Annotated in this window: 29 protein-coding genes; 18 read left to right on the forward strand and 11 right to left on the reverse strand. The window is 42.0% G+C overall.

Annotated elements, in window-relative coordinates:
• The first annotated feature begins 5 nt into the window (after positions 1–5).
• The 3 genes from M1K46_RS07675 to M1K46_RS07685 all read left to right on the forward strand — a co-directional run bounded on the left by M1K46_RS07675 (position 6) and on the right by M1K46_RS07685 (position 2,966).
• On the forward strand, positions 6–1,025 hold the full coding sequence (locus M1K46_RS07675) for an ABC transporter ATP-binding protein (protein ID WP_053354761.1): 1,020 nt from the start codon (positions 6–8) through the stop codon (positions 1,023–1,025).
• Positions 1,025–2,026, forward strand: a complete 1,002-nt coding sequence (locus tag M1K46_RS07680) for an ABC transporter ATP-binding protein (RefSeq protein ID WP_053354760.1) — start codon at positions 1,025–1,027, stop codon at positions 2,024–2,026. Before M1K46_RS07675 ends, M1K46_RS07680 begins: the two co-directional genes overlap by 1 nt.
• Positions 2,027–2,114: 88 nt before the next feature.
• Positions 2,115–2,966 carry a DegV family protein gene (locus tag M1K46_RS07685; RefSeq protein WP_256225591.1) on the forward strand — a complete coding sequence of 284 codons (852 nt, stop codon included), beginning with the start codon at positions 2,115–2,117 and terminating at the stop codon, positions 2,964–2,966.
• A gap of 33 nt (positions 2,967–2,999) precedes the next feature.
• Here M1K46_RS07685 and M1K46_RS07690 read toward each other — a convergent pair whose 3' ends face one another.
• From M1K46_RS07690 to M1K46_RS07700, 3 genes are all read right to left on the reverse strand, one after another.
• On the reverse strand, positions 3,000–3,536 hold the full coding sequence (locus tag M1K46_RS07690) for an HD domain-containing protein (protein ID WP_062231393.1): 537 nt from the start codon (positions 3,534–3,536) through the stop codon (positions 3,000–3,002).
• Between the two features lie 282 nt (positions 3,537–3,818).
• Positions 3,819–5,573: a UbiD family decarboxylase gene (locus tag M1K46_RS07695; RefSeq protein WP_256225592.1), complete on the reverse strand. Its 1,755-nt coding sequence runs from the start codon at positions 5,571–5,573 to the stop codon at positions 3,819–3,821.
• Positions 5,574–5,647: 74 nt separating this feature from the next.
• A complete protein-coding gene (locus M1K46_RS07700) occupies positions 5,648–5,833 on the reverse strand; it encodes a hypothetical protein (RefSeq protein WP_053354756.1) in 186 nt (61 codons plus the stop codon).
• 140 nt (positions 5,834–5,973) lie between these two features.
• Between M1K46_RS07700 and M1K46_RS07705 the strand changes: the two genes are divergently transcribed.
• From M1K46_RS07705 to spxA, 3 genes are all read left to right on the forward strand, one after another.
• On the forward strand, positions 5,974–6,537 hold the full coding sequence (locus tag M1K46_RS07705; protein ID WP_256225594.1) for a GNAT family N-acetyltransferase: 564 nt from the start codon (positions 5,974–5,976) through the stop codon (positions 6,535–6,537).
• A 24-nt stretch (positions 6,538–6,561) separates the two neighbouring features.
• Positions 6,562–6,690 (forward strand): hypothetical protein, encoded by a 129-nt coding sequence (locus M1K46_RS07710; RefSeq protein ID WP_255357533.1) that lies wholly within the window; start codon positions 6,562–6,564, stop codon positions 6,688–6,690.
• A gap of 237 nt (positions 6,691–6,927) precedes the next feature.
• Positions 6,928–7,323 carry a transcriptional regulator SpxA gene (gene spxA / locus M1K46_RS07715; RefSeq protein ID WP_007203028.1) on the forward strand — a complete coding sequence of 132 codons (396 nt, stop codon included), beginning with the start codon at positions 6,928–6,930 and terminating at the stop codon, positions 7,321–7,323.
• Positions 7,324–7,367: 44 nt separating this feature from the next.
• On the opposite strand, the gene M1K46_RS07720 is transcribed toward spxA, so the two are convergent.
• Positions 7,368–8,036, reverse strand: coding sequence for a TerC family protein (locus tag M1K46_RS07720; RefSeq protein WP_053354754.1), 669 nt, complete (start codon positions 8,034–8,036; stop codon positions 7,368–7,370).
• Between the two features lie 314 nt (positions 8,037–8,350).
• On the opposite strand from M1K46_RS07720, the gene mecA reads away from it, so the two are divergent.
• A complete protein-coding gene (gene mecA, locus M1K46_RS07725) occupies positions 8,351–9,025 on the forward strand; it encodes an adaptor protein MecA (protein ID WP_256225595.1) in 675 nt (224 codons plus the stop codon).
• Positions 9,026–9,162: 137 nt separating this feature from the next.
• On the opposite strand, the gene M1K46_RS07730 is transcribed toward mecA, so the two are convergent.
• Entirely contained in the window at positions 9,163–9,366 is a 204-nt protein-coding gene (locus M1K46_RS07730) for a YjzC family protein (protein WP_091006570.1), read from the reverse strand.
• A gap of 159 nt (positions 9,367–9,525) precedes the next feature.
• Between M1K46_RS07730 and M1K46_RS07735 the strand changes: the two genes are divergently transcribed.
• Both M1K46_RS07735 and pepF read left to right on the forward strand, forming a co-directional pair.
• On the forward strand, positions 9,526–10,746 hold the full coding sequence (locus tag M1K46_RS07735) for a competence protein CoiA (RefSeq protein ID WP_256225596.1): 1,221 nt from the start codon (positions 9,526–9,528) through the stop codon (positions 10,744–10,746).
• 34 nt (positions 10,747–10,780) lie between these two features.
• On the forward strand, positions 10,781–12,598 hold the full coding sequence (gene pepF, locus M1K46_RS07740) for an oligoendopeptidase F (RefSeq protein ID WP_256225597.1): 1,818 nt from the start codon (positions 10,781–10,783) through the stop codon (positions 12,596–12,598).
• Between the two features lie 311 nt (positions 12,599–12,909).
• Here the strand turns inward: pepF and M1K46_RS07745 are convergent, their stop codons facing one another.
• The 4 genes from M1K46_RS07745 to M1K46_RS07760 form a co-directional block, all read right to left on the reverse strand.
• On the reverse strand, positions 12,910–13,818 hold the full coding sequence (locus M1K46_RS07745) for a ClpXP adapter SpxH family protein (protein WP_053354748.1): 909 nt from the start codon (positions 13,816–13,818) through the stop codon (positions 12,910–12,912).
• Positions 13,815–14,225, reverse strand: a complete 411-nt coding sequence (locus M1K46_RS07750) for a globin (protein ID WP_305584473.1) — start codon at positions 14,223–14,225, stop codon at positions 13,815–13,817. Before M1K46_RS07750 ends, M1K46_RS07745 begins: the two co-directional genes overlap by 4 nt.
• A gap of 212 nt (positions 14,226–14,437) precedes the next feature.
• Entirely contained in the window at positions 14,438–15,061 is a 624-nt protein-coding gene (locus tag M1K46_RS25615) for a lytic transglycosylase domain-containing protein (protein WP_305584475.1), read from the reverse strand.
• 58 nt (positions 15,062–15,119) lie between these two features.
• Complete coding sequence (locus M1K46_RS07760) at positions 15,120–15,701, reverse strand: CYTH domain-containing protein (RefSeq protein WP_256225598.1); 582 nt, start codon at positions 15,699–15,701, stop codon at positions 15,120–15,122.
• 132 nt (positions 15,702–15,833) lie between these two features.
• On the opposite strand from M1K46_RS07760, the gene M1K46_RS07765 reads away from it, so the two are divergent.
• Genes M1K46_RS07765 through M1K46_RS07780 form a run of 4 tightly spaced genes read left to right on the forward strand, consistent with a single transcriptional unit; the run spans position 15,834 to position 18,616 of the window.
• Positions 15,834–16,217, forward strand: coding sequence for a hypothetical protein (locus tag M1K46_RS07765; protein ID WP_062231418.1), 384 nt, complete (start codon positions 15,834–15,836; stop codon positions 16,215–16,217).
• A gap of 22 nt (positions 16,218–16,239) precedes the next feature.
• The gene (locus M1K46_RS07770; protein WP_053354744.1) at positions 16,240–16,881 is read left to right on the forward strand and encodes a GTP pyrophosphokinase; all 642 of its coding nucleotides are present in this window, start codon (positions 16,240–16,242) and stop codon (positions 16,879–16,881) included.
• A gap of 26 nt (positions 16,882–16,907) precedes the next feature.
• On the forward strand, positions 16,908–17,702 hold the full coding sequence (locus M1K46_RS07775; RefSeq protein WP_053354743.1) for an NAD kinase: 795 nt from the start codon (positions 16,908–16,910) through the stop codon (positions 17,700–17,702).
• A gap of 11 nt (positions 17,703–17,713) precedes the next feature.
• Positions 17,714–18,616 carry an RluA family pseudouridine synthase gene (locus tag M1K46_RS07780; protein ID WP_256225600.1) on the forward strand — a complete coding sequence of 301 codons (903 nt, stop codon included), beginning with the start codon at positions 17,714–17,716 and terminating at the stop codon, positions 18,614–18,616.
• 41 nt (positions 18,617–18,657) lie between these two features.
• Here the strand turns inward: M1K46_RS07780 and prpE are convergent, their stop codons facing one another.
• Positions 18,658–19,395 carry a bis(5'-nucleosyl)-tetraphosphatase PrpE gene (gene prpE / locus M1K46_RS07785; RefSeq protein WP_256225601.1) on the reverse strand — a complete coding sequence of 246 codons (738 nt, stop codon included), beginning with the start codon at positions 19,393–19,395 and terminating at the stop codon, positions 18,658–18,660.
• 73 nt (positions 19,396–19,468) lie between these two features.
• Positions 19,469–20,626, reverse strand: a complete 1,158-nt coding sequence (locus M1K46_RS07790) for an FtsW/RodA/SpoVE family cell cycle protein (RefSeq protein WP_053354740.1) — start codon at positions 20,624–20,626, stop codon at positions 19,469–19,471.
• 207 nt (positions 20,627–20,833) lie between these two features.
• On the opposite strand from M1K46_RS07790, the gene M1K46_RS07795 reads away from it, so the two are divergent.
• The 5 genes from M1K46_RS07795 to galE all read left to right on the forward strand — a co-directional run bounded on the left by M1K46_RS07795 (position 20,834) and on the right by galE (position 26,304).
• Complete coding sequence (locus M1K46_RS07795) at positions 20,834–22,675, forward strand: monovalent cation:proton antiporter family protein (protein ID WP_256225602.1); 1,842 nt, start codon at positions 20,834–20,836, stop codon at positions 22,673–22,675.
• A gap of 102 nt (positions 22,676–22,777) precedes the next feature.
• Positions 22,778–22,924 (forward strand): hypothetical protein, encoded by a 147-nt coding sequence (locus M1K46_RS07800; protein WP_091006588.1) that lies wholly within the window; start codon positions 22,778–22,780, stop codon positions 22,922–22,924.
• A 136-nt stretch (positions 22,925–23,060) separates the two neighbouring features.
• Positions 23,061–23,837, forward strand: a complete 777-nt coding sequence (fabI, locus tag M1K46_RS07805; RefSeq protein WP_256225604.1) for an enoyl-ACP reductase FabI — start codon at positions 23,061–23,063, stop codon at positions 23,835–23,837.
• A 404-nt stretch (positions 23,838–24,241) separates the two neighbouring features.
• Positions 24,242–25,231, forward strand: a complete 990-nt coding sequence (locus M1K46_RS07810) for a glycosyltransferase family 2 protein (RefSeq protein WP_256225605.1) — start codon at positions 24,242–24,244, stop codon at positions 25,229–25,231.
• Positions 25,232–25,284: 53 nt separating this feature from the next.
• The gene (gene galE / locus M1K46_RS07815; RefSeq protein WP_256225607.1) at positions 25,285–26,304 is read left to right on the forward strand and encodes a UDP-glucose 4-epimerase GalE; all 1,020 of its coding nucleotides are present in this window, start codon (positions 25,285–25,287) and stop codon (positions 26,302–26,304) included.
• Positions 26,305–26,311: the final 7 nt, after the last annotated feature.

Below are 26,311 nucleotides of genomic sequence, written 5' to 3' on the forward strand. Positions count from 1 at the left end.
AAAATATGAAGAATATATTAGAACTTAACAATCTTAATGTCTCCTTTCATACATTTGCAGGAGAAGTAAAAGCGGTTCGCGGGGTAAGTCTGCATCTTGAAAAGGGTGAGTCCCTTGCGATAGTAGGAGAATCCGGATCAGGTAAATCTGTTACTTCGAAAGCAATCATGCGATTATTGCCTGAAAAAACGAGTGAGATTAAGGAAGGCCAAATCTTTTTTGAAGGAAAAGATCTAGTGAAGCTCTCCAACCGCGAGATGGAGAAAATCCGTGGTTCTGAGATTTCTATGATTTTCCAGGATCCGATGACTTCCCTAAACCCGACTATGACAGTCGGGAAGCAAATCATGGAAGGTCTTCGCAAGCATCAGAACTTGTCTAAGAGCGAAGCGAAAGAAAGAGCAATCAATCTCTTAAAGCTTGTAGGAATTCCAAATCCGGAACTCCGCATTACAGAATATCCTCACCAATTCTCTGGTGGGATGAGACAGCGTGTAGTCATCGCCATCGCGCTTGCGTGTAACCCAAAAGTATTAATCGCCGATGAGCCAACAACGGCACTTGATGTTACGATTCAGGCACAGATCCTTGATTTAATGAGAGATCTGCAGCAAAAGACCGGAACAGCTATTATTCTGATTACCCATGATCTTGGTGTAGTAGCCAATCTTTCACAAAGGGTCGCGGTAATGTACGGTGGAACGATTGTTGAAACAGGTACAACGGATGAAGTGTTCTACAATCCTAAACATCCTTACACTTGGGGATTACTATCCTCCATGCCAAAGTTAAACACGAACGACAAAGAATTGCTGGCGATTCCTGGTACGCCGCCAAACTTGCTTAATCCGCCGAAAGGCTGCCCGTTTGCTGCACGCTGCCCTTATGCGATGCAGGTTTGTGTGGACCATATGCCGGATGCCTCAGACGTTACTTCAACTCATAAATCGGCTTGCTGGCTGCTGGATGAGCGTGCGCCTAAGGTAGAACCGCCTGAAGCTGCATTAGTAGGAGGTGCCCGTTAATGGCAGTTGTAGAAAGAGAGAAGTTATTAGAAGTCAAGAACCTGAAAAAGCATTTTAGAGTTGGCAAGAATGCTGTGTTAAAAGCAGTTGACGATGTTAGCTTTGATATATATAAAGGTGAAACACTCGGACTTGTTGGAGAATCCGGCTGCGGAAAATCTACGACTGGAAGAACGATTATTCGTCTATACGATGCTACAGACGGAAATGTCGCTTATGAAGGTGTTGATGTTCATGGCAAAAAGTCCGGTAAAGAATTAAAATCCTTTAACCGCAAGATGCAAATGATCTTTCAGGATCCCTATGCATCCTTAAATCCAAGGATGACGATCAAAGATATTATTGCCGAGGGAATAGATATCCACGGTCTGGCAAAGAACGATAAGGAACGTATGGAGCGTGTTTACGAGCTTCTTGAAACGGTAGGGCTGAACCGTGCACATGCCAGCCGTTACCCGCATGAATTCTCAGGCGGACAGCGTCAGCGTATCGGTATTGCCCGTGCCCTTGCAGTGGATCCTGATTTTATCATCGCTGACGAACCGATCTCAGCGTTGGACGTATCCATTCAGGCGCAGGTTGTAAACCTGCTTATGAAACTCCAAAAAGAACGCGGACTAACGTATTTATTCATCGCCCATGATCTTTCCATGGTTAAACATATTTCCGACCGCGTGGGTGTTATGTATCTTGGAAACATAGTTGAGCTTGCAGACAGTGATGAGCTTTATGAAGAGCCTCTGCATCCGTATACTCAAGCGCTTCTTTCAGCCATTCCTGTTCCGGATCCTGAAGTAGAACGAAGCCGCGAGCGAATCATTCTTGAAGGTGATATTCCGAGCCCAATCAGCCCGCCAAGCGGATGCCGTTTCCGTACGCGCTGTCCGCATGCAATGGATGTTTGCGCAAGTACAGTTCCTAAATGGCAGGAAGCAAGAGAAGGCCACTGGGTAGCTTGCCATCTTTATGACAATGAATTGAACAATGAGAATAAACAGTAACAAATGACGCGATCTCCTGTATATCAGGAGGTCGTTTTATGATATGTTTAAGGAGGGTTATAAGGATTATTTGAAACGAGGTAATTGAATGAATATCACTTTTATTCTGGATAGTGCAAGCGACTACTGTGTAGATCATCATACATTATCCGTCCCTTTTGTCATTGTTCCGCTTAATATTACTTTTAAAGACGGTCATTTTTTAGATGGGGTCGATATCAGTATGGATGAATTTTACGAGCGGATGGCAAGAGAGGAGAATCTTCCTAAGACAAGCCAGCCATCTCCACAGGCTTTCTATAATGCTTTTCATTCTGAACTTGAAAAAGGAAACGAGCTGATTTATCTAGGACTTTCATCAAACCTGAGCGGTACTGTGCAAAGTGCCGGAATCGCGAAAGGAATGCTAGATGAAGCCGTTCAGCATAAAGTGCATATTATCGATACAGGAACAGCTTCTGCAGGAATTCATGTATTGCTAAAAGAAGCGGAAAAACTTGTTCAGCAAGGCAAGAGTGCTGAAGAAATAGAAGCATCCATCAATGAGAAAAAAGAAACGGTTTTGGCTTATGTACTATTGGAAACGCTGGAAAATGTGAAAAAGGGCGGCAGGATATCTGCTGTTCAGGGAGCCATTGCTGAATTTCTGAATATAAAACCCCTTCTTTCCGTACAGGACGGAATCGTTGAAACGGTTGGAAAGTACAGAGGGAAGAAAAAAGGATTAATGAAACTGAAAGAATTGCTGCAGGAATGGAAGCAAAAGCATCCTGAAAAAGAGCTTTTTATTATTCATAGTCTTCCTTCCAAAGAAGAAGTAATTAAGGAGTTTGGTGAACTGTTTACATTCTCTGCGTTTAAATCGATCTCGTTCACCCGATTTGGCAGTACGATTGGTACGTATGCAAGCCAAAACGCGATCGGGTTCATCTTTCATTAATATATAAATAAAAACACTCCGTATGGATATGATCTATACGGAGTGTTTTAGGTTTTGTGTCTCATAATGAGCATCCACCAATCGGTCCAGATTTTTAATTCGGTTAAGTGCCGTACTTTTATCCAGTTTTCGATAATGATGCAAACCGCCAGGCTCCTCATCTGCTTCGTCGGCAAGCGCAACTACACGCTGTAGCGGCAGAAGCTGAAGCTGTCCTTCCGGCAGATAAGAATCAGTGTGCAAAAGAATGGCTAACGCAATCTCTTTTGCTTTCCTTGGATCTTCTCCCAGCTCAATGAGCAATTTATGCGCTCTTTCAGCACCTTTAATGGCATGAATGTCATTTTCTTTATAAAGGGAGTAATCCCATTGGCCGTTTGTATACCAAGTATAGTGGCCGACATCATGAAGAAGTGCAGCTTTTGTTGCGAGATCCGGGTTGACGCCATGCTCTTTAGCGAGTGAAAACGCATGGTATGCTGTTGAGATCGCATGCACAAGGCCAGAACGGTCCAAGTATTTCTGAGCATATGGATGAAGAAATATATCGGTTAATGTCACGTTTCTCATCAATTTTTCTCCTTTCTGCAAACTCCTCGAACAGGTAGGATACGAGGGATGCTAAAAATGTATATTGTTAAATACTATACCACCGTTTTGCCTCTTAATCAATAAAATAAAACAAAAAGAAGGGCTCTCATGGGAGCCCTTCTTTCCATTAACTTTGTTAAAGCATATTGTTGATTTTCAATCATATTGGGCATCGCATACTGATCCTTAAAAGAGATCCTCAAGTCTTTTTCTTCAATCACACCCCACCAAAACAACACATGAACTAACAGAGCTTTTCCATTAAAAATATTCCTTCCAGCGCTTTGAAACCAATTGGTCAATATCTGGCCGTGTTTCAACCGTTTCGGGATAAAAAGGCTTCATTCTTGCATCGATAATGACTGGTCCGCTGTATTTAATTTTATTTCGTACAACCTCACATTTGGCGTAAAGATCATATGCTGGATCAAAACGCGTAAAGGTTGTCCATAAAAATTGGGATTGAGATGAGGCGATGGAGGCATCGTCCACTAAAAACACCAGCTGCCATTTATTAAGCTGCTGTTCGCCAGCTTGAAGCAGTTTTTCACCAAATTCGGGTTCTTCTTCAAATGTTGGTCCAGAGACACATAAACAGCCTCCGCAATACGCCTGGACGTCATGAATTCCTGGAATGGTTCCACCTTCATATACTCTTTTCAGTTCTCGTACGGGCTCTCCAAGCCCTGTCATGATCGCTTTGCTGCCGGTGTTGAATTTTCGTCCTGTATAATCCAGGGTATCCATGGATGTATCATGCAGGATCAGCAAATCACGCTCAGGCAGGAATCTCTCTAACACCGCTTCGAGAAGCTGGGAGAAATCCTGAAGATCCACTTCCTTATTGGTTACCATAAGAAATTTAGTTAATGTAAGCTGACCCTCACCCATGATTCTTAAAGCATGTGCGAGCCCTTCCTTATAATAGGATTCTCGGACAACTGCACCTGCAAGGGCGTGAAAGCCTGTCTCTGCATAGGTCCACAATTGTTTAACACCATTCATGACAACCGGGAACAGAGGGCTCATCAGTCGCTGCAGATATTCACCGATAAAGTAGTCTTCTTGTCTTGGCTTTCCAACCACTGTTGCGGGGTAGATGGCGTCTTTTCGTTTCCACATATGGTTCACATTGAATACAGGGAAGTCGTGTGCCCATGAATAATAGCCGTAATGGTCACCAAAAGGCCCCTCGGGTTCCCTGATATGTGGTGGAACAACTCCTCCAAATGCAAACTCTGCTTCAGCGATCAGCGGGTGGGAATAACCCGGCGCATGTGTAAGGTTTAGCTTGTCTCCCATCAGCATAGAGGAAAACATAAGCTCCGGAACTGCTTCAGGGAGCGGAGCAATTGCGCTGATCATTAGGGAAGGAGGCCCGCCAAGGAATAATGTTACAGGAAGCTCCTCGTTATTTTGTTCAGCGGCAAAGTGGTGGAAGCCGCCCCCTTTATGAATTTGCCAGTGGATGCCGGTTTTCTTTTCTTCTTTAATCTCGATTCTATACATTCCAAGATTGTGCTCGTGTTTATCAGGATGTTCGGTGTAAACAAGAGGGAGCGTAACAAACGGGTTACTGTCCATATGCCAGCCGGTTAAAGCAGGAAGCTTCTTCATGTTCACGTCAGCTGTGTAGGTTTCCATGATTGGAGCTTTTGCCGGTTTTACAGTTCTTGTGCCAATTTTCAGTATGTCTTTGATCATCCCTTTTTTTCCCCACAGTTTTGAAGCAGAAGGAGGGAGAAGGTCATCAATTGATGCGACCAGCTGCTTAACAAGAGCTTCCGGTTTAGGGCCGAACGCCATATCTACACGGCGGATTGTTCCGAATAGATTGGTTACAACAGGGATATCACTGCCTTTAACATTCGTAAAAAGCAGGGCTGGCCCCTGTTCATCGATGACCCTTCGGTGAATTTCTGGGATTTCAAGGTATGGATCAACCTCGGCTTTTATTTCAATAATTTCATTTTCTTTTTTTAACTGCTGAATAAACGTTCGTAAATTGATATGCATGAATCTCCACCTCTAGTATGTATAATCTTCTTTTATCTTCACAAAAAAACAACTTCTCGTAAAGTAGAAGTTGTTTACCGGTTTCTTCTTTGTACGTTACTCCAATTGGACTGAAAAGATTTAGAGTGGTCTACGAATTTAAAAACAGATTTTCCGCCGAATACTTTAAGTGAGAACCAATGTGCGAGTATACCCATAAAAGCAGTCAATCCGATGACAAAAACAGCGAGCAGGAGTAAATCACGGAAAAACATCACCATCTAATCCCTCCATTGAAAAGGCATACATTTCCTCTTTATTGTATAAGATGTTTATCCCTTTGGAAAGAGGGAAAACTAAATCAAATTCTTTTTACTCTCTCTATAACTAAATCATTTCAGTTAGGAGCTGTCAGGACAAAATGAACTGGTACGAAAAATTAAATCAATATTTCCCAATTGAAGAAATGAAATCTCAAGAACATATGGAACTCCTTCTAGAAGACAAAGGAGATATTTATCATAAAGATGAAGGCCCCCATCATGTGCTGATGTATGTAGAACTCGATGATTTTATTTTCATTGATTATTTGTTCGTGTCTAAAGAATCACGCGGCCAGGGGCTGGGAAAGGCCTTGCTGAAAAAGCTTAAAGAAAAAGAAAAACCGATCATACTTGAAGTTGAACCCATTGACTATGAAGATACAGATACCGAAAAACGGCAGCGGTTCTATCGGCGGGAAGGATTTAAGCATGCATCAAAGATTGGTTACAGAAGAAAGTCACTTGCTACTGATCAAGTGAATGAAATGGAGATTTTGTATTGGGCTCCTAAAGGAGAAAGTGAAGAAAGTATTTATGAAAACATGAAAAAGACGTATAATGAGATACACACGTACAAAGATAAAGAATTGTACGGTAAAGCTTATCAGGATGTAGCCGATGTGCTCACCTTTCAGCACGGTAAAGACGCCATAACCGAGTAATTTCTATGGCAAGGAGGTATCTGCATGAAAGCCAAGGATAAGAAAAAACAGAGTAAGCGGGAACTATTGAAAGAGATGTTGAGAAAGAATTTAAAAGGCTTATCCACGGGTCCGAAAAAAGGGCCGGCATCTCAATTCAAATCAATTGCATAAAGTGATTATGGGATGAAAACTATTTCATCCTATTTCTTTTATGTTTTGTGAAACTTTTTTTGGGGTAATACGTCTATATAGATGGAACACATTGTTTTAGTTGGGTTGTATAAGTTTTATTACATTTTTGTGAAGACCTTTCTTGTTTAAAGAAAATGTAGTATAATAAAAAATATGATTTAATAACTATTTTAAAGTAGGGGTTAAATCAGTAGGATGGGGAAGGAGAAGATCCATATGGTTACTTTATTTACTTCGCCGAGTTGTACATCTTGTCGTAAGGCAAAAGCGTGGTTAAAAGAGAATGACATTCCATACCAAGAAAGAAATATCTTTTCAGAGCCTTTGAGCATAGAGGAAGTAAAACAAATCCTTCGTATGACTGAGGATGGAACGGATGAAATTATTTCAACCCGTTCAAAAACATTTCAGGAATTAAACTTGAATGTCGAGACGATGCCTCTACAGGATCTTTATCAGCTTATCGCAGATAACCCTGGGCTTTTAAGAAGGCCGATTATCATGGATGAAAAACGACTCCAGGTAGGCTATAATGAAGATGAAATCAGAAGGTTTTTACCTAGAAAAGTCCGTACGTATCAATTGCTCGAAGCGCAGCGTATGGTTAATTAAAAAAGCTTCTACAGATTAAGTTCTGTAGAGGCTTTTTTTATCAATCATTTATGTTTTCCGGTCCTTCTCGATTTTGAAAGAAAGCCTGCAGCAATCACTCCGATTACGATAATGATGCTGAATGCGGATTTGATGTGGGGGCTGGACAGGAATAAAGGCTGAAGTTCTTTTTCCGAACAGATCATACCCGCTGCTGTGTAGGCCAGAATACCGGCGCCGATATAAATCAGGATTGAAAAGCGTTCCATCATATGAAGGATGGCCTTGCTTCCCCATATAATAATAGGTACAGAGATGATAAGACCAATCACGACGAGCTGAACCGATCCATGTGAAGCTCCAGCAATAGCCAGTACATTATCAAGGCCCATTGCAATATCGGCTACAACAATGGTTCGGATGGCGCTGATCAACGACATGCCTGGTTTAATATTATTTCCGTTTTCATCATGTACCAGCAGCTGGAAGGCGATGTAAATTAACAGAACTCCCCCTGTCAGGTAAAGAAGGGGAACCTTGAGCAAATAGACCACAAGAACGGTTAAGATGATTCTGACGATGATTGCGAGGCCTGTCCCAATAAAAATCGCTTTATTTCTTTGATGCTCAGGCAAATTACGGCTGGCCAGAGCGATTACAATCGCATTATCTCCCCCAAGCAGAATATCAATGGCGATGATCTGTAAGAGGGATATGAGGAAATCTGTTTCCACGAATGCCAAACCCCTTTCAAGTGCTAAACGGGACTATGTATGTTAAAATGTACAAAACTTCTTTCAAATTAAGACCATTTATTTTTTCGAAAAGTCATTTAATCGTTAAAAGAGCCCGTTTAATCTAAAAAAAAGGGCAAAAAAATGGTCAGCATTTTTATTTCCAACTTCGATGTTTTGTCATAGAATAGAAGTACAAGAATGAGCCAGCTTTGGATTGAATTTTCTTTTTTTAGGGAAAAGTGACAATACATCATACCCAGGGGAAATTATCCCTTCATAGGTTACAATACGGTTAGAAGGGAGAGAACGAAATGGAAATAGAAAGAGTCAATGAATTTACAATTAAATTTTTCATAACGTATAGAGATATTGAAGACCGAGGTTTTGATCGTGAGGAAATCTGGTCCGACCGTGAGCGGGGGGAAGAATTGTTCTGGGAAATGATGGACGAAGCCCACCAGCAGGAACAGTTTCCTTTAGAGGGTCCGCTTTGGATTCAGGTGCAGGCCATGGATAAAGGGCTGGAGATTATTGTAACTAGAGCACAGATGTCAAAAGACGGCACCAAGCTTGAATTGCCTCTAGGTGATGAAAAAGTCGATCTTCCTGTAGATAAAAATATCGAAAAGATGCTTGATCAGCAGTTTACGCCAGATGATCAAGTGGAAGCTGAAGATATTGAACTTGCAGACGAAGATTATTTGTCCTTTCTGTTAATCTTCAGTGATTTTGAAGATATGATCATGTTATCCCACAACATTGACAGTTCTTTATTCGCAAATTCCCTTTATCACTTTGATAATAAGTATTACTTGTATGTTACGTTCAATCCAGAAACAACGGATAGGGAGCAGGATGATTTATTATCTCAGCTGCTCGAATATGGCACAGATTCTGATGCATCCATCCATCGAATTCAAGAGTACGGAAAACAGATTATTGCTGAGCGGGCCCTTGAAGACATTTCGGCTCACTTTACATTGTAAGCACGCACCGATTTCATTACTTGGAATCGGTGTTTTTATTTTGAAGAAAGCCAGTTCCCTGTTTACTCCAACTAGAGCTGGAGCTGGACAATATATCTATGCAGTTCATTGAAAAAAACAGACGATGATCGCCTGTTTTACTTAACTAGCTTCCATTGGTGCTGCCGATTGCGGGTTTTGGTCTCGCCGCCGTGTGAAATTTCTATTGTGTAAGGTTTTAGTTCAGGAAACGTTGAACCTTCTTGAAGTTCCACACGCTGTCCTCTTTTTACTTTGCCGCCGCCATGGCCTGCTTCAGCATATGTCCCATTTACGTTTACGGTTTCTCCGGATTTAAACATGATCATACCTTCTTTCTGTTCATATTTAAGCTCACAAGTTGACTGATAGTCTGACAAATATAGTATAGCAATACATGAAAATATTTCCACTCTAAATCAACCATCTTCTTGAAAATGGGATTTCTTTACCATAAAATAAAAGAAAAAAGAGGTGATGCTATGCTTGTTGCCCATACGAGCACAGGTAAAAGAATCAGTCTTCATACCGGCTACTCTAAAGAAGAGCTGAGGTCTATTCAAAAAAGCAGCGGTTTTTATTGTCCTCAATGCAATGAAAAAGTTCAGATCAAAGCGGGGAACATGAAGATCTGGCATTTTTCACACATTCCCGGCGTTACCAATTGTACTTTATCCAAAGGAGAATCAATGTACCATCTGCTCGGCAAAAAGCTCTTGTATGAACATGTCAATAAGGAATTTCCCAATGCACTTCTGGAACCATTCTTTCCGGATATCTCCCAGCGCCCCGATATATGGATACCACCCCAGATTCCCATAGAGTTTCAATGCTCTGCTATTCCATCCCCCATTTTGATTGAAAGATCCAAAGGCTACATCAGCAGGGGAATGACCCCTTTTTGGATCCTCGGTAAGAAAAGGCTTAAAACACTTAGTTCCACTACTTTTCAGATCTCATCATTTGATTGGCTGACCGCCCGAATTTCTTCTGTTAACCACTTGCCCTCACTTTATTACTTCTGTCCTGTTGAAGCAAAAGTGTATCATCTCTCCTCCATTGTTCCTGTTACATCAACAAGAGTGTATGGAAAGCTTGATTCATATCCCCTATGTGAATATTCCTTTCAAACTCCTTATCATCTTCAACCATCAAAAAGAGATTCCCCATTGTTTCAAGTTAAATCCTGGCTGAACGCAAAAAAACAATGGAGACTCCACGCCTTTAAACAAAACCATCAAACCTACCGCCAACTGAAAATCCTTTTTTTAAAAAATCATTCAACGCTTACTTACTTTCCTTCTGAAGCAGGGATGCCTGTCCCTTTTGCTTATACTCTAAAGGAACCTTCATTTATATGGCAGTCATATGTGCTGCTGTACTCCATCATTCCTGTACAGATTGGTGAATCCATTCAGTTCTCCAGCGTATTTAACCATATGAAATGGCTTATCCATAAAAAAATAATAACTGTGCGGGAACTGCCGCTCATTGCAGATGTACATTATTCATTTGCTGTCATGCATTATCTTAACCTGCTTTGCTTTTATGGGATCATTAAACGAGTTGGAAAAAAAGAGTTTGTAAAGATCAGAGACCCCGTTTTCCCAAATACGATGGATCAGGCATTGGCCAATGATTTTATTTTAATGGAGTCAGGGGTAAAACATGGTGTGAATATTCTGTTTTCTGGTAAAATGTAGGTATGCACGAAATTAAAGCAGGAGGTGCCGCTGCATGGCTCAAACAAAATCAAAATCTCTTCCGAAACGAGAAGAATTATTACAGCAGGATACATGGGATCTTGAAGCCATTTACGCAACAAATGACAAATGGGAAGAAGAATTCAATGAAGTTAAAGGCCTGTTGCCTGAATTGAAGGAATTTCAAGGAAAACTTGGAGAATCGGCAGAAACGCTCTATCATTACTTTCAAAAACAGGACGAGCTCACAAAAAAGCTTGGGAAGCTCTATACATACGCCCATATGCGGTACGATCAAGACACAACAAACTCTTTTTACCAAGGATTGAATGACCGGGCATCAAATCTAGCAACTCAGGTAAGCAGTTCTTTATCATTTGCTGTACCGGAAATTCTGTCGTTGCCCGAGGAGACCATTCAAACCTATGTTAAAGAGTATAAAGAACTGGCCTTATACAAGCATGCCTTGGATGAAATCAACCGCCAGCGGCCGCATGTTCTTTCTAAAGAGGAAGAAGCTCTTCTGGCTGATGTCAGTGAAGTGACGGCAAGTGCCAGTACCACATTCGGAATGCTCAACAATGCCGACCTTAAATTTCCTGAAATCAAAGATGAGAACGGAGATGAAGTCGAGGTTACACATGGCAGGTACATCCGGTTTTTGGAAAGCAGCGACCGACGTGTAAGGGAAGATGCGTTTAAAGCTGTTTATGGAACGTATGATAGATTTAAAAATACGTTTGCAAGCACGCTGGCAGGTACCGTGAAAAAAGATAACTTTTTTGCCAGGACAAGAAAGTTTGAGACTGCAAGGCAGGCCGCTTTAGACAGCAATAATATTCCTGAAGAAGTGTATGAAAATCTCGTTAAAACAGTGAATGACCATCTTCATCTCCTTCATCGTTATGTCGACATCCGAAAGCGGGCACTGAATGTAGATGAACTTCATATGTACGATCTGTATACACCGCTAGTTCAGGATGTGAAGATGGAAGTTCCTTATGAGGAAGCGAAAAACCTTGTGTTAGAAAGCCTGAAGCCGATGGGCGAAGAGTATGTGGGTATCGTGAAAGAGGGCTTGGAAAAGCGCTGGATTGATGTACATGAAAATGCAGGGAAACGAAGCGGAGCCTATTCATCTGGAGCATACGGGACGATGCCTTATATATTGCTGAACTGGCAGGACAATGTTAATAACCTGTTTACATTGACACATGAAATCGGGCACTCGGTTCACAGCTATTATACGAGAGAATATCAGCCATATCCTTATGCTGATTATTCCATCTTTGTCGCTGAAGTAGCTTCTACCTGTAATGAAGCGCTGTTAAATCACTACATGTTAAATAAAACAAAAAATAAGCAGGAAAAGCTTTACTTGTTGAATCACCACTTGGAAGGCTTCAGGGGGACGGTATTCCGTCAGACCATGTTTGCAGAATTTGAACAAGCTATCCATGTTAAGGCAGCAAACGGTGAGCCATTAACACCAGAACTTCTCACCAAGATTTATTACGATCTAAATCTGAAATATTTTGGTGAGAATGTGGTGATCGATAAAGAGATCGGCCTGGAATGGTCAAGGATTCCACATTTCTATTACAATTTTTATGTGTATCAATACGCTACTGGCTTCAGTGCGGCAGCTTCTCTTTCAAAACAGATCCTGGAAGAAGGAGAAAGTGCAGTTTCCCGTTACATTGACTTCTTAAAAGCCGGAAGCTCTGATTATCCAATAGAAGTGCTGAAAAAAGCAGGAGTTGATATGACGACGTCTAAACCGATCGAGGATGCATTAAAAGTGTTTGAAGAAATTCTGGATGAGATGGAAGACCTGTTATTTGAGAAATAAAAACAAGAGGAGCACTTTACCGGTTAGACCGGTAAAGTGCTCCTTTAATTGTGAAAGGGTCTTTTCAATTTGTTTCGGTAATTGATACATAACATGAAAAGAAGGATGGAAAGAAAAAGCAAGGGAACGGATAAAGCAAGAGAAATCATTTTTAACAATGAAAGGAGAAAAAAATAAAAGCAGCCGGCAATAAAGAATAAGGACATCGTGAATAAGAACAAATACATGGCGACCCTCCTTGTCTCCATTGTATTCACCCTGTTCAGCCGCTATTCAAAAAAAGACGAACCTTTATGTGAAAGGTCCGTCAGTCAACCGACTTGTGATGAATTGTATCTCCAGAATGTACCGTACTTTACCGGAACACGTTCTACCACCTGTTGAAGAACGAGCTTTTTCATGGCTTTTTCTATCTCATTGGCTGCCAAGTTGTACACGACGGAAAGCTCTTTCGTAGCGACGAACCGGTAAATTTTCATGAACTCTTCAAGAGGGGGAGGGGATTTGGGTTCAGGATGAAACCCAAGCATCTCGCCAATAATTTCAACATAAATCGAATATTGGTAGCTGCCGGCAATTTTTATTCCGTCTTCTTCGGCCTTATCATTAAATATGATAAGGGTAGGAATCTGGTCGATTTCCATTTCATTTGTAAATTTCCAATCGCATTGAAGGGCTTTTATAGCCGATTGTGAATGCATATCTTTTATGAATTCATAAGCGTCCAAGCCAACGTTCTTGGCGATTTCAAAAAGCACTTCTTCTTTTGAAATGTTTTGCTTCTGCAAAAATAAATGCTCTCTAAGCTTGCGCAAAAATTTGTTTCCTGACTGCTTGCCTTGAAGTTCCGCTGCTTTAATGGCAAGGAATACAAGGTAGGGCGCAAGGATGGGATCTTCAAACCAGAGATCACCGTCACAGCTCATGCCCGTCATATTTGCTGTTTTTTCCCATCGGTCTGCAATTCGTTCAGCAGACTGATAGCCTTTCCGTCTTCGAAATGAATTTAAGGAGTCCAATTTCCCGCCAATGATGTGCCTTAATGTGAAATATTGTCCATACTCAACCTGCAATTTCTTTAAGATAGGTTCCAGCGCCCAGCATTCGGGGCATAATGGGTCAATGACAGAGTATAATTCCAAGGGCTTATGACAGCTGGAAGCAGTAAAGTTACCCTTGTGCTTCGCTTCATAAGGATATTCGGCTTCAAAAGGTGTCAATATTTATTCTCCTTTCCATGGCTATCATCGGACGTATTTACCATATGATAAGCAGTCATGGTTAGACGGCTGATAATAAAATCCCTGAGGGGGCCTTCAAGGGATACAGAATCCATTGCTTTCCCCATACACTCCAGCCAAGCTTTTGCATGGCGCTCTGTAATCGGAAAAGGCATATGCCGTGCTCTTAGCATAGGATGCCCATGTTCCATTGTGTATAATGAGGGACCGCCAAGAAACTGAGTAAGAAATTGAATCTGTTTACGTGCAGTTTCAGTAAGATCATCAGGAAACAGGGGCGCTAGATCCTCGTTTTGTTTGACATGTTGATAAAAATTGGTGACCATTTTTGTAAGAACATCCTCTCCGCCCAGATGTTCATATGGGGTCATATCCATTTCATTCATGGTGAAAACTCCTTCAAGCATTTTTCACAAAATCAGATTCATAACTGGGATTTGGGTGACCTCTGATCACGTTCAAAAAATCCTCAGAGTTTGTTTTCGAACTCCGCATTTGATGATGCGATAAACTTATTGTAGCAAGGGTATAGCCGGATTAGCAAACAATAGGATTCCCGGAAAAGCCCATAAAAAAACCGCACCTTTCATAAGGGCGGTCAAGCATTCATGCTCTGGTATGATTCCATCACTTTATTTACATAATTTTGTGTTTCTTGAAAAGGAGGGATGCCTCCATATTTAGCTACATTGCCAGGGCCAGCATTATAAGCTGCGAGAGCAAGCTTTTCATCACCGTTATAGTCGTCAAGCATCTGTTTAATGTACTTCACGCCGCCTTCGATATTATCTTCAGGGTTATAGGGATTCTGTACACCAAGCGCCTTTGCCGTCTCAGGCATGAGCTGCATCAATCCCATGGCACCTGCCGGGCTTTTGCTTAATGGGTTAAAACCTGATTCATGCTGTATGACCGACCGGATCAGGCTGGGGTTTACATCATATTTAGCACTGATTCTTTCAAGAATTGAATCGATATCTTTTGCTCCGGATGGGTGCGTTAGCTGTAATGAAGGCTTGGTATTCGGAACAGCCGGCAATGCAGAGACTGTCTTCACTGGTATTACTGGTTCTCCACCAGGCTGATCTAACCCCGCGGCTTCACTCAACTGCTGAAGAATCATGGCAAAGGGTGAAGATACAGGAGCAGCTGCTGTCCCATTTACATTTAACTGCTGAAGCGCTTGAAGCTCCATCAGCATTTTTATAGCATCAATTTTCATTTTTGTTCTCTCCTCAAACTATATGTATAATCATATCAAATGAGGAAGAATTAAACAATTAGAGTTCGCCGTTTTTAGCTTCAAAAAAACGTTGTATTTTATTGAGTGTTTTTCTTTCAGGTATTCCGTATTGCTTCAAGAAAGTGCTAAATTCAAATTCACCTTTTTTTCTTTCTTTCGCTTCATATTCCAGTTCGTAATCGATAACGGAAAGATATTGATTTTCATCGAGGACAAGGAGGCCGTCGGTGGTTTCTTTTTCCGCTCGCTTCGTTTTCAGCGTTCCAAGGTAAACGATGCTTTTCGGATCAACGCCTAAATCGGTCAGGATGGAATAAACATGGCCTTCCGCAAACTTTTCGTTATTCATGTAAGAGCTGTATTCTGCTTCGCTGAGTTGTTGATGCGTTTCGAGCAGACCATCGGGATGAGGCTGCTTTAAGGTTAAAACAAAAGATCCGTTTTTTTCGCGGATTCGCAGGGCACAGCGGTGACTTTTAAGTGAAAAATCGGGGGTATCGAAATAATGGTTCGTCTGTGTGGTAAAAGACTCTTCCTTGAGTGAAAGTTCATTAGATAACAGGAAGAATTCATCAGGGGTGAGCATATTTTTAAACTCTATTTCAACTTCTTGCTCCATATTTAGCACTCCTTCGTATATGTACTGCACGAATCCCATTATGACACAGCCTTATTTGATTCTCAAATGACAAACTGTCTCTATAATTGTGTTAAACTAAAGAGTAGAATAATTGTTTTTAGGAGGTACAGCATGGCAATCAGACATAACATAAATCAAGCAGAAATAGGTGAACAGCTTACGCTGAGCATAGAGAAGGGTGAAGGCTTTTCCGAATGGAAAGACGGCAGCAGGATGCTTGTTGATTCGGATCAGCTTTCATTCATCTATGTCATGGAAACAGAGGATGACCTCGTATATATTTCGCTGCCAGAGCAGTTTTGGGGACAATTGAGTGAAGCCCTTTCTAAAGAACTTCCCGTTGTACTAAAAACAGCTGAAGAAGACCATTCCTTCGAGCTGTCTGCTCTGCATTCTGAACTGTCCTATTTGCTCGAAAACATAAAAGGCAACAGCAATTATGGCGATAATATGCTTGAGGCTGTAGAACGATTGTTTCCAGCGAATAGCAAGTAATAACAGGAAGGTGGATGAGGCAATGGATTGGGAGACCCTTCTCGCCCCCTACAAACAAGCAGTAGATGAATTAAAAGTAAAATTCAGAGGAATAAGGGAACAATTTCAGAAGACCACAAAGCAATCACCGATTGAATTCGTCACAGGAAGGGTAAAGCCTATTAATTCTATTTTGAATAAGGCGTGGCAAAAAAATATACCGTTTGAAAAAATAGAAGAAGAAATTCAGGACATTGCCGGTTTGCGCATCATGTGCCAGTTTACGGATGATATTAAAAAAGTGACAGATATGCTCAGGAACCGCAAAGACTTCGAAATAGTTGAAGAGCGGGATTACATCACGAACAAAAAGCCAAGCGGCTACAGATCCTATCATCTGGTCATCCGTTACCCTGTGCAGACCTTGGAAGGGGAGAAGCCCTTGCTGGCAGAAGTTCAAATCCGTACGCTGGCGATGAATTTTTGGGCAACCATTGAGCATTCTTTAAACTATAAATATCAGGGACAGATCCCGAAAGACATTCAGCTGCGCCTGCAGCGGGCAGCGGAGGCCGCAGGCCGTCTGGATGAAGAAATGGCTGAGATCAGAGGCGAGGTTCAGGAGGCACAAATCGTATTTTCGGAAAGAACGGATGATGGGAAAGGATCCAGTCCGACTACATAATTTCTTCGAAAGAAGGTGATCCATTCGTGAATTTTGCCATTATTTCAAAAGGCGACCAAAAGTCAAATACGCTGAAACAAAAAATTAAGACCTATCTGCAGGAATTTGAACTGCAATACAATGAGACGGAACCGGATATCGTGATTACGGTTGGCGGGGATGGCACATTGCTTCACGCTTTCCATCACTATGTACACCGGATTGACCAGACGGCATTTGTCGGGATTCACACGGGCCACTTAGGCTTTTTCGCCGATTGGGTGCCGGATGAAGTGGAAAAGCTCGTGATTCATATTGCAAAAACACCCTACCAAATTGTAGAATATCCGCTTCTTGAAGTGACAGTCCGCTATCTGGATGATGTTGATGAAAAAAGCTATCTCGCCCTTAATGAATGTACAGTCAAAAGCGGCGAGGGCTCTCTTGTCATGGATGTGGAAATTAAAGGTGATCTGTTTGAAACATTCCGCGGGGATGGACTCTGTATTTCTACACCATCAGGAAGTACGGCTTATAACAAGGCTCTTGGAGGAGCGATCATTCATCCTTCACTTCCATCCATCCAGCTTTCGGAAATGGCTTCGATCAATAACCGTGTATTCCGTACAATTGGTTCACCCCTGGTGCTTCCTCAGCATCATACATGCATGCTGAAACCGGTGAACGATGTGGATTTCCATATTACCATCGACCATTTGTTTCTGCTGCAAAAGAAAGTCAAATCGATACAATGCCGGGTAGCTGAAGAAAAGATCCGGTTTGCCCGATTCCGTCCTTTCCCATTCTGGAAACGGGTGAAAGAAGCCTTCGTTACCGATTAACAGGAGACATTATGACCACATTTACAATAAAGTGGAAGGTTAAAGAAAATGAGGCTGGTCTGCTGCGTGAATTTTTGCGGCTTCATAAAAATATTTCTAAAAGCGCACTGGCTGATATTAAGTTTACTGGAGGAGAGCTTCTCGTAAATGGAGTACCTTCTACTGTCAGAAAAAGTGTGAACACCGGGGATGAGGTTGAGGTCCGGTTTCCACCCGAGGAAATCAGTTCTCATATGGAGCCGATTCCTATGCTGCTTGATATCCTGTATGAGGATGAACATCTTCTCTTCGTAAACAAGCCTGCAGGGATTCCTACCATACCATCACGCTACCAGCAGAACGGCTCCCTTGCCCAGGGAGTCCTTTCCTATTATGAACAGGAAGGGATTCAGAGCACATTTCATGCCGTCAACCGTCTTGATAAGGATACTTCGGGTCTCGTCATGATTGCGAAGCACCGTTTTGCACATTCGTTATTGTCTCAGCAGCAGAAGATAAAAGCGATCAAGCGAACCTATCTAGCTGGTGTGGAAGGCAGGTTTGAAAGTCTGAGCGGGACAGTGGACGCCAGCATTGGAAGGAATCCTGATAGTCTGGTTGAAAGGATGGTCACAGATCAAGGTCAGATGGCCATTACTCATTTTAAAGTGCTGAAGGAGTTGGCGGGGAACAGTCTTGTTTCTCTGCAGCTTGAAACCGGTCGGACCCATCAGATACGCGTTCATATGGCCCATATCGGACATCCGCTGCTCGGAGACGACCTATATGGTGGACCGGTAGATCTGATTGTCCGGCAGGCCCTCCACAGCTGGCAGGTCTCCTTCTATCATCCATTAGAGGAGAAGATGATGAACGTAGAGGCACCGCTGCCGCAGGATTTACAGCAGCTTTTTGGAGACGTAGCAGAACAGTAAAAAAAAGCCCTTTTGGGGGCTTTTTTTTGTTGGTCCAGTTCTTACAAGAAACTCCGAAACTTTTCTTCAACAAATGGCATAGTCGAAGGTACAGAAACGGTCTGTTTCTCAGGATGGCGCAGGGCGGTCAGGCGGTTGCCAAACACGCAGCCGGTATCAATGTTAATGGTGCCATTCACTTCCCGCGGTTCTAAGACAGGAGTATGGCCATAGATGATGCAGGCATTCCCGCTATAATGACTTGCCCAATCCCTTCTAACGGGTGTTCCGTCCGGATTGGTTTTACCTGTAATATCACCGTACAATACAAAGGTCTCAACTTTCTTCCCGGTCTTCCCGATATAATCCTCTCGAATTCCGGCATGGGCAATCACAAGCTGGCCATGGTCAAGTACAAGATAAAGCGGAGAGCTTTCATACAGCTCCATGAAATGATTTTTCACCTGATTAAACTCGCTGGGCGGAAGTTCATTTAGCTCAGCTACGGTTGTTTCCAGTCCGTGAGTAATCTTAACATTACGGCCCAGGAAATAGCGGTAAAGCTTATTGCAGTGGTTTCCCGGAACATACAAGGCTTGATCAGCCTTGAACAGCTGATAGACATGTTCCATCACTTTGATAGAGGAGGGGCCACGGTCCGTAAGATCACCAACGAAAACCAGTTTCCGATCCTCATCATGTACAGGCATTTCATTTTTCCATATGTATCCTAGCTTCATGGTTAGTTCATAATATTCATCCCAGCAGCCGTGAATGTCTCCGATTACATCGTATTTCATGTTCGTCACCTCAATTATCCTTTACTTACTATAACCTCAAGAGAAAAGAAAAACACCTGCAAAAACAGGTGTTTTACTCAAACATATATTTTCTTGTCCTTGATCGAACATTGAGCACGAGGCCAAAAGCGATCATCTGGGCCAGAACCGAACTTCCTCCGTAACTGATGAAGGGGAGTGGAATTCCTGTGATCGGCATAACCTGAATATTCATTCCGATATTTTGGAAAACCTGGAACGTGACCATCCCAATTACACCTGCACACAGGTAGCTTCCAAATGCTTCATTGCTTTCTAACGCTGTATTGATCATTCGGTAGATCATAAGGAAGAATAAAGAAATCAATACGCTTGTACCGATAAAGCCCCATTCTTCACCAACGATCGAAAAGATGAAATCCGTCTGTGCCTCTGGAAGGTAAACAGACCCATGGGTAAAGCCCTTTCCGAACAGCTGTCCTGAACCGATGGCCATTAAGGCGTTCCGGATATGGTAACCTTCATCTTTGTGTCCATAGGGATCAAGCCAGGCGTAAAAGCGTTCCAGCTGATATTCATCAAGGATATGATCCAGGAAAAATTGCGGGAAGGTAAAATAGATCCAAACCAGCAAGGTGATAAAAAGAACGCCTATTAAAATGATCACGGCAATAATCCGCCACCTGATTCCGGATACGAGCATCAGACTCAGTGTAAGGGCGATAAACACCAAACTTGTACCGAGGTCAGGCTGCATCAGGATGAGGAGCATTGGAGGCATGACGATCAGCGCAATTTTACCGATAAGCAGCAAATCTTCATGCAAGGTCCGCACAATATATTTTTCATTATGGGTTGCAATGGTATTGCTGATCGAAATAATCAAGGCGACCTTCATCAGCTCTGATGGCTGAAGAGCGAAGGGACCGAAGCGGAACCAAGCTCTTGCCCCATTAATATTCGGTACTAGAGATTCAGGAGCAATTACAATCCCGATCAAGAGCAGGATGCCGAAACCGTACAAATACCATGATAGTTTTCTAAACTGGTCAAAATCCAGAATCATTACACCGGCAACAGCGAAAGCGCCGACTACGTACCACATAAGCTGCTTGATAACAAAGTTAGAATCATATTGTGCAATTTCCTGGGCACTGTATATGGCCATACAGCTTATGCATATCATTAGAAACAGTAAAAATATTAAATTATAATCAATCTGCTGCAGCGGGGACTGCCTGTTATTTTCCATTGCATTCATACTCCTTATCTCGGATAACATGTTCTATCTTACCGAAAAATGAGAAGTTTGCATACTGAAAAGGGGGACATTAATTTGACAATTACATTACTTCTTTTTTATAGTGGACAAAATCAAGTGGTGCATACTGATATATAAGGAGTTTTTATGTCATACATCTTGGGTAAATAAGTACTTATTGTAAAAAAGGAGGTAGCTATGGGAGGCCATGCTTCAATTTCTTCACTCGTCATCGTCATTTTAACAGCATTCTTTATACCAATTCTGCTCAACAAGTTTAAGATCAGGTTTTTACCGGTAGTGGTCGCGGAGATCATCGCCGGAATCATCATTGGAAAAAGCGGATTTGATATTGTTCATGCGGGAACATGGCTGGATATCCTTTCCGTGCTCGGTTTCATCTTTTTAATGTTCTTAAGCGGGCTCGAGATTGATTTCTCGGTGTTTGCTCCAAGTTCAGAGAAGAAAAAGCTGGCGAACGGTAAGACAGAACCGAACCGGCTGGCTGTCTCCACCATTATTTTTACTTTGATTTTCGTCATCTCTTTTGCTTTATCCATGGTCTTTGTATGGACCGGGTTTACTGATAATGCGTTCTTTATGACGCTGATCATCTCGACAATATCATTGGGAGTAGTTGTACCGACTTTAAAGGAAGAGGAGTTGTCCAAGACTGGAATCGGCCAGATTATTCTTTTGATCGCGGTCATCGCCGATCTCGTCACGATGATCCTGCTCGCTGTATTCGTTTCTCTTCAATCGGGAGACAGCGGACAGATGTGGCTTCTGCTTATTCTATTCGGTGCTGGCATTGTACTGTATTTTATCGGAAAGTACATGCGCCATCATACGTTTCTTGAAACACTTTCTAAAGGGACAGTACAAATTGATACACGAGCCGTATTCACGCTAATCATCGTTCTAGTCGGTGTTTCTGAATCCGTAGGTGCTGAAAACATCCTGGGAGCCTTTTTGGCTGGGGTATTAGTCTCACTTCTTTCTCCGAATCAGCATATGGTCCATAAACTGGATTCCTTTGGCTACGGATTTCTTATTCCGATCTTTTTTGTTATGGTCGGTGTGGAGCTGGACCTGGTTTCTGTATTAAAGGACCCGAAAGTGCTCATCTTGATTCCGTTGCTGCTTTTAGGGCTCTTGATTTCTAAATTTGTTCCTATATTAGTGCTGAGAAAATGGTATGACTGGAAGACTGTACTGGCATCAGGATTTTTATTGACGTCTACCTTATCACTCGTAATTGCTGCGGCAAAGATTGGTGAAAGGATTAAAGTGATCGATTCTAGAACATCATCAGCCTTGATCTTGACGGCGGTCATCAGCTGTATTATCACACCGGTGTTCTTTAAGAAGCTCTTGCCGAGAAAAAAAATCGAAAACGCCAAAGAAAGATTGGCCATCATCGGTGCCAATCAATTTACACTGCCAGTTTCCAAAGAACTCGACAGCGGGCGCTATGAAAAGAAGGTCTATCACACGAGACAAGAAGAAAAAGATCCGAAGCAGCTGGAATCCTTTGAGATCATCGAACTGGAGGACTATTCAGCAGATACACTAAAAAACAGCGGTGCCTTTGATTCGGATATTCTGATCGTAGCTACGGGTGAAGACGGTGTGAACGAATCGATCGCCCATGAAGCCAGCAATTATGGCATCAAACGGGTCATCACCCGAATTGAGGATCCCTTGAAAAGGGAAGAGCTGGGCAATAAAAATATTGAAGTATACTCTGCCTTTTTCAGCTCTCAGGTACTGCTTAAGATGATGATTGAGAATCCATCGGTCGCGAGCTTTCTATCCCATAATGACAATTCTCTATATGAGATTTCAGTGAAAAATATGGATTATCATAAAACCGCACTCCGAAACTTCCCGCATTTTGGAGATGCGATCATCGTCAGGATTTTCCGAGGCAAGGATTCTATCGTTCCTCATGGCGATACCGAAATTTTGTTCGGTGATAAGCTGATCGTGACAGGCAGCAGGGAACATATTAAAGAGTTAAAGCGTGTATTAAGGTAAAAGAAGACGTACGAAAGCATGCTGTTTTTTTTCAGCAGCCTGCTTTCGGCGTCTTTTTGTATGAAATTACGTCCATACTAACGATAAAAAGGAGTGATGAAAATGAGTTTGCCAATCGTTAGATGTCCTCAATGCCATAAAGAAGCAGAGATTGATGCCGTACTGACGGCTCAGTCCAATCAAAATGTAATCTTTAACTGTCCCGGCTGCGGTTATGAAGCCCGAAATATTGAAACGAGCAAAGGATAAAAAAGATAAGAGGGTTCTAGTATTTCCTTTCTTTTAAAATCTGTTATACTAATATTAGGACTAGGTACTAATAACAATTGCTAATATGGTCCGAATGAAATTTATCCTGCCATATTTAATAAGGAGGAACTACAAAATGAATCTATCACTTGAAAACCGTACATATGTCATTATGGGAGTTGCTAACAAACGAAGTATTGCGTGGGGGATTGCCCAGTCGCTGTCTAAAGCAGGAGCAAGGCTTATTTTTACATACGCTGGCGAGCGCCTCGAGAAAAACGTAAGGGATCTTGCTGAAACGCTTGAGCGCAAGGATTCGCTGGTTCTCCCTTGTGACATTACGAACGATGATGAAATTAAATCTGCTTTTGAGCAGATTAAAGCTGAAGTCGGGGTAATTCATGGGCTTGCCCACTGCATCGCTTTTGCGAATACAGATGAACTAAAAGGTGAATACCTCAATACGACGAGAGACGGGTTCTTACTCGCTCATAACATCTCTTCTTATTCGCTTACTGCGGTTGCTAAAGAAGCACGCGGCATAATGACAGAAGGCGGAAGCATCGTAACATTAACTTACCTTGGAGGAGAGCGTGTCCTTCAGAACTACAACGTAATGGGTGTTGCCAAGGCTTCACTGGATGCCAGCGTGAAATACCTTGCGAGTGACCTTGGAAAAGAAAACATTCGTGTAAACGCGATTTCGGCCGGTCCAATCCGTACGCTCGCTGCGAAAGGAATCGGCGACTTCAACAGCATCTTAAAGCAAATTGAAGAAAAAGCCCCTCTCCGCCGTACAACGACTCCAGAAGAAGTTGGCGATACAGCTCTATTCCTGATGAGTGATCTTTCAAGAGGCATCACAGGGGAAACGATTCATGTGGACAGTGGGTACAGCATTTTAGGAAACTAATCCTTGTATAATAATATTTAATCCGCCAGCCAATATACCCAGTATATTGGCTGGTATTTTTTTTACGGGGATGGCTGCAAAGTGAGCATGAACCAACAGCCCTATCATAATAGGCAATACAAGGGATAGTTCATAGTTTTAGAATCCAATGAGATTAGAAAACCGATCGTAGCCGATAATGAAATGGCAAATTCACTGTAATTTACAGAACCGATTGCTTTTCTTGGTTCCAATCCTTTGAGAGCAGGACCGGAGTAGTGATCGGCCCCCACCCTCCACCGCCTATGGCGTCCAATAGGCAACGGTGAATAAATAACCGAGGACAAGCGGATAGCATAAAGTGATTATAGGAAAATGCATCTGGAAAGAGGGATGGTTTCGTTGAAGAGAATGAGCAGGGTTTTATGCTAGTATCTGTTGTAATGCCTGTTTATAATGGTGAAGCTTTTTTAATGGAATCTGTTGATAGTGTCCTAAATCAAACCTATAAACATTTCGAATTAATCGTTGTAAACGATGGATCCACAGACCGTACGAAAGATATTCTGAGTTCATTGAATGATGATCGAATAAAGAGTATTCATCTGGAAAAAAACGGTGGAGCTGCAAATGCATTAAATATTGGCATCAAGGAAGCCAAAGGGGATTGGATAGCAATTCAGGATGCTGATGACATCAGTTTACCGAACAAGTTAGAGGAACAGATACGTTATATCTGTGAACATCCGGATGCAACCGCTGTAGGTTCCCTTATAGAATGTATTTCAGGCCATGCTGAAGTTCCTATGAGAAATCTGCAAATAGAAGCCACTAGAAATCACCTTTCTTCCAAAGAGCATATTCACGCTTATCGTTTTTATTTAAACCCTTTTTGCCACGGATCAGTTTTATTTTCTAAATCTATTTTTAATCAAATAGGGGGCTATGACCCTCAATATAAAATATGTTATGACTATGATTTATGGTTAAGGATGCTTGAGTTAAACCCCATTCATAAAATACCTATTGTGTTGTACCAGTATCGAGTTCATTCTGGGTCGATCAGCCGGAAAAACCAGCAAACGATAAATGAAGATTGGCTAGTAGCTTCTAAACATTTAAAAAAACAATTACAGGAGCGTTTTAAAAGAGCGCCGAGTTTTATCGTATTTGGCAAAGAAGAGGCCTGCGAAGATTTTAAACAAGTCAGTTTAATGAACAGAATAGATGTATCAGGATATTTTTATAAGGATTTTGAAAATGATGGTATGCTGCAGCTTTATTATGAGAGGAACATCGATGGGATAATCTTTTTGGAAGATATTAGCCTGATAAGCCTGTTTTATAAACTGCAGGAAAAAGGATTAGAGCTGAATAAAAACCTGTATAAAATTTGGGCAGGATATTATAAATAACACTTGCTGTAAGGATAAGAAAGTAACAATAGTTTTGAATGGGAGGCAGCAGCATGGCCATTTTAGTTACGGGAGGTGCAGGTTATATTGGCACCCATACGTGTGTGGAGCTTTTAAATAAAGGCTATGACATTGTTGTGTTAGATAAATTGTCCAATAGTAAAAGAGAATCAGTCAACCGAGTAATGGAGATTTCAGGCAGAAGTTTTAAATTTGAGAATGTTGATCTTGTAGAGAAAAAGGAACTGGAAAGAGTTTTTACCGAGAATAAGATTGAAGCTGTCGTCCACTTTGCCGGATTAAAGGCAGTTGGAGAGTCAGTGAAAAAGCCTCTTGATTATTATCGAAATAATGTCATGGGTACGATTTTGCTTTGTGAGGCAATGCAGCAATTTGGTGTGAAAAATGTGGTGATTAGTTCTTCTGCCGCAGTTTATGGTACAACCAAGCAAATGCCAATAGCAGAAGATGCACCGCTTGGTCCGGATAACCCTTATGGCCGGACGAAGCTGATGATCGAAGAAATACTTCGAGATCTCTATGTTTCAGATAGCGAATGGAGCATTGCTCTCCTGCGATATTTCAATCCGGTTGGAGCACATGAAAGCGGGCGAATTGGGGAGGATCTGAACGGAATTCCTAGTAACTTAGCACCCTATATCACACAGGTCGCTGTCGGGAGATTGAAGGAAGTTAATGTCTTTGGCAATGATTATCAAACAAAAGATGGTACAGGAGTCAGGGATTATATCCATATCACTGACCTGGCAAAGGGACACTTAAAGGCGTTAGATAAAGTGTTGGCCGGCAATGGTGTAGAGGCTTATAACCTTGGGACTGGAAAAGGGTATAGTGTGATGGAAATGATTGCAGCGTTTGAAAAAGCAACTGGACAAAAGATACCTTACAAAGTGGTGGACCGCCGGCCTGGAGATGTTGCTGTCAGTTATGCAGACCCGGCAAAAGCCAAGAGGATGCTAGGATGGGAAGCCCAAAAGGGGATTGATGAAATGTGTGCTGATGCCTGGAATTGGCAGAAGAACAATTTATATGGCTTTATTGACAAAAAATGACTCAGTT

This window comes from Fictibacillus sp. WQ 8-8 (genome assembly GCF_024494405.1).
Classification (GTDB): domain Bacteria; phylum Bacillota; class Bacilli; order Bacillales; family Fictibacillaceae; genus Fictibacillus_C; species Fictibacillus_C marinisediminis.